This window comes from Variovorax sp. KK3, from assembly GCF_001984055.1.
Classification (GTDB): domain Bacteria; phylum Pseudomonadota; class Gammaproteobacteria; order Burkholderiales; family Burkholderiaceae_C; genus Variovorax.
Map to the genome: position 1 here is coordinate 1 of NZ_LYVO01000163.1, position 3,106 is coordinate 3,106.

At 69.7% G+C, this 3,106-nt stretch carries 1 protein-coding gene and 1 pseudogene; one reads left to right on the forward strand and one right to left on the reverse strand.

The window, feature by feature from the left end; all coding sequences use genetic code 11:
• Positions 1 to 1,260, reverse strand: a pseudogene (locus B0W80_RS35825) (hypothetical protein); the annotation flags it as partial.
• A gap of 339 nt (positions 1,261 to 1,599) precedes the next feature.
• Here B0W80_RS35825 and B0W80_RS33880 point away from each other — a divergent pair.
• Positions 1,600 to 3,078, forward strand: coding sequence for a S9 family peptidase (locus B0W80_RS33880; RefSeq protein ID WP_143684912.1), 1,479 nt, complete (start codon positions 1,600 to 1,602; stop codon positions 3,076 to 3,078).
• Positions 3,079 to 3,106: the final 28 nt, after the last annotated feature.

Consider the following 3,106-nt stretch of genomic DNA (forward strand, 5'->3'; position numbering starts at 1 on the left):
CAATCGGGCACCTGCCTGCAGCGTCAGCGTCGCCGGCCCGCCATTGCCGCCGGCGCCGCCGGCACCGCCCCCCGATGCGGTCGAATCGCCCGCACCGCCCGCAGCGCCGCCCGCGCCGCCGCTGCTGGCCACGGAAGCGCCCTGCAGCGCACCGCCCACCTGCCCCGAGATCGTCAGCTGCGCAGTGGGCGCCGAACCGCCGGCGCCGCCGGCACCGCCCGTGGACGAGTCGGGCGCGCTGTGCGCCGTGCCGCCCTGCCCGCCCGCGCCGCCGGCCGCCAGCACGTCGATGCCGTCGCCGGCGGATGACTGGATACTGCCCGTCACGGTGGCTTGCACGGCGTACACCGAGCTGCCGCCGTTGCCGCCCGCCCTGGCTTCGGATTCGGAAAGGCCGCCGCTGTCGCCCACGCCGTCGCCGCCGGCGCCGCCGATGCCGTTGATCGACGCGCCCGTGCCCACGGTGTCGATGCGTCCGCCGATGTTCGCCGTCACCGAATTGCTGCCGCCGGCGTTGCCCGACAGAGGGCCGAAGAAACCGTCGCTGCCACCCTTGCCGCTCATGGCCGAGGTGCCGCCCAGAGACTGCATGTACAGCCCCGGCGATCCGGCGTCTTTCGACGTGACGGTGCCATCCATCTGGACCCACACCGCACCGCCGCCACCGCCGACGCCGCCGACGCCGGGATTGCCGACGTGGTCGCCCTGGCCCGGCGCCCCGGTACCGCCTTGCGCGGTGAAGCGCAGGATGCCGCCGCTGTTGATGCCCTGGGCCGTCACGCCGGCGCCGACCGTGGCCGTCACGTTGCTGCCCATGCCGCCCGCGCCGCCGTGCCCGCCGTCGCTGTCGGCCGCACCGCCGCTGCCCGCCATGGTCTCGAGCTGGATGGCACCCCAGCCGCTCGGGCCGTTCACGCCGGTCAACGTCTGCGTGTTGGTGAAGGTGCTCGTGATCGACGGCGGAGAAACGCCCGTGTCGCCGTGGTTCGCGGAGTTGCCGCTGTCGTTGTAGATGATCTGGCAGGCGCCGGCTGCCGCCGCGTTGCAGGCCGGACCGCTGTCGGCGAAGGCGAGCGGCGCCATCAAGGACAGCGCGACGGTGCCTACTTGCAATGAGAGCGCGGATCGACCCAGCGCTGCGACGAGCTTGCGCGTTGCGAAGCCGCGGGGTCGCGCAGCGACGCTGCGATCGACGGTGGAGAGGCGCGTGGCCGCCAGGGCGGGCTCGCGAGACGATGAAGGGATGGTGTTGGTGTTCACGCATCGACGATAGAAGTTCGATGTCTTCGCGCGTGGCTCTTGAATCCCAAGTTTTGCTCGTGCATCTCAATGCATCGTGCATTTGCGAGTGCGGGGTGCGGCGTGCGGCGTGCGTGCAAGGCAGTGGACTGAAGTAGCACCGCCTGCAATGAAGTGGAGCGATGTGCACGGGACGTGCAGGGACGTGCAGTCATGCAATAGGACTCACAGACCATCGCGCGCGCCCGTCGATTCCTACGATCGACGCATGCCAGAGCGATCACGCCTGTGATTCGCCCGGCATCCATCCATCCCATCCATTCGATTCCGTTCGATTCCATTCAAGCAAGCAAGCAAGCCATGAAACGTACCCACGCCTGCGGCCTCACTCTGGCCCTGATCGCGACACTCGCACTTGGCGCCTGCGGTGGCGGCGGTGGCGACAACGCCAACTTCTATGCGGTGTCCGCTGCGATCGCCGCATCGACGCGCGCGCCCGCGCCCGCGCCCGGCACGGTCGGCTCGACACCCAGGGGCGCGGTCATCGCCAGCAAGGTCACGCAGCAGCACAGCACCGCCGATGTCGACAGCGCCATGCAGAGCCTGACCACGTCCGCGTCGGGCAGCACGCCCGCTGCCGGCGACATGCGCATCGGCGCCGTGGAAAGCCGCGCCGACGCCGCGATCTGCGGCGTGACGGTGCAGCACCTGACCTATTCCACGCTCGACCCCCAGGGCGCCCCAGCGACCGCGACCACGGCGCTGATGGTGCCGACCGGCAGCAGCGCCGACTGCACCGGCCCGCGGCCCGTGCTGCTCTATGCGCACGGCACCACCACGCTCAAGAGCTACAACGCGGCCGACCCCAGGAAGACGCCCGAGGCGATGATGGTGGAGGCCTACTACGCGGCGCACGGCTACATCGTCGTGATGCCCAACTACCTGGGCTACGACACGTCGAGCCTGAGCTATCACCCCTACCTCGACGCCGAGGTGCAGGCCAACGACATGATCGACGGCCTGCGCGCCGGCCTGGCGCAGGTGAGCTCGGACGGCAAGGCCGAGGCCTCGAAGCAGCTCTTCATCGCCGGCTATTCGCAAGGCGGCCACGTGGCCATGGCCACCCACAAGGTGCTCGAGCGCGACCATGCGGGCGAGTTCACCGTGACCGCGGCCGGCACCATGTCGGGGCCCTACGACCTCGTGCAGTTCGGCGACGACATCACCTCGCCGAGCGGCGCCGTCGATATCGGCGGGGTGCTGTTCATGCCCTACCTGATGCGCAGCTACCAGAACGCCTACGGCGGCATGTACGTGCAACCCTCGGACGTCTACCAGGCGCCCTTCGACCAGACCGCACCGACCATCTTCCCGACCGACACGCCGGTCGCGACGCTGATCGCCAACGGCTCGCTGCCCGACGACCCGACCTTCCGCCTGCTGTTCGGGCCGGGAGGACTGCTCACCGACAGCTTCCGCAATGCCTACCCGACCTCGAACTTCCGCGCGGCGCTGGCCAGGAACACCTTGCTGGGCTGGACGCCGAAGGCACCCGTGGCCCTGTGCGGCGGCATGGACGACCCGACGGTGTACTACTCGAACACCACCAGCATGCGCGACGACTTCGCCACGCGCGGACTCACCGTGCCCACCTGGGACCTCGAGACCCGCGCCACCCTGCCGGCAGGCAAGGCCGCCGGCGACATCTACGACGCATTCCAGCTGGCCAAGCTCAAGGCCGGCCAGAACTGGGAGATGAAGTACCACGGCGAACTCGTGCCACCGTTCTGCCACGCGCTCGTGCGAGGATTTTTCGCGCAGGCCATGGCGAAGAGCTGAAGTCATGACAACGCCCGCCCCCAAAGCC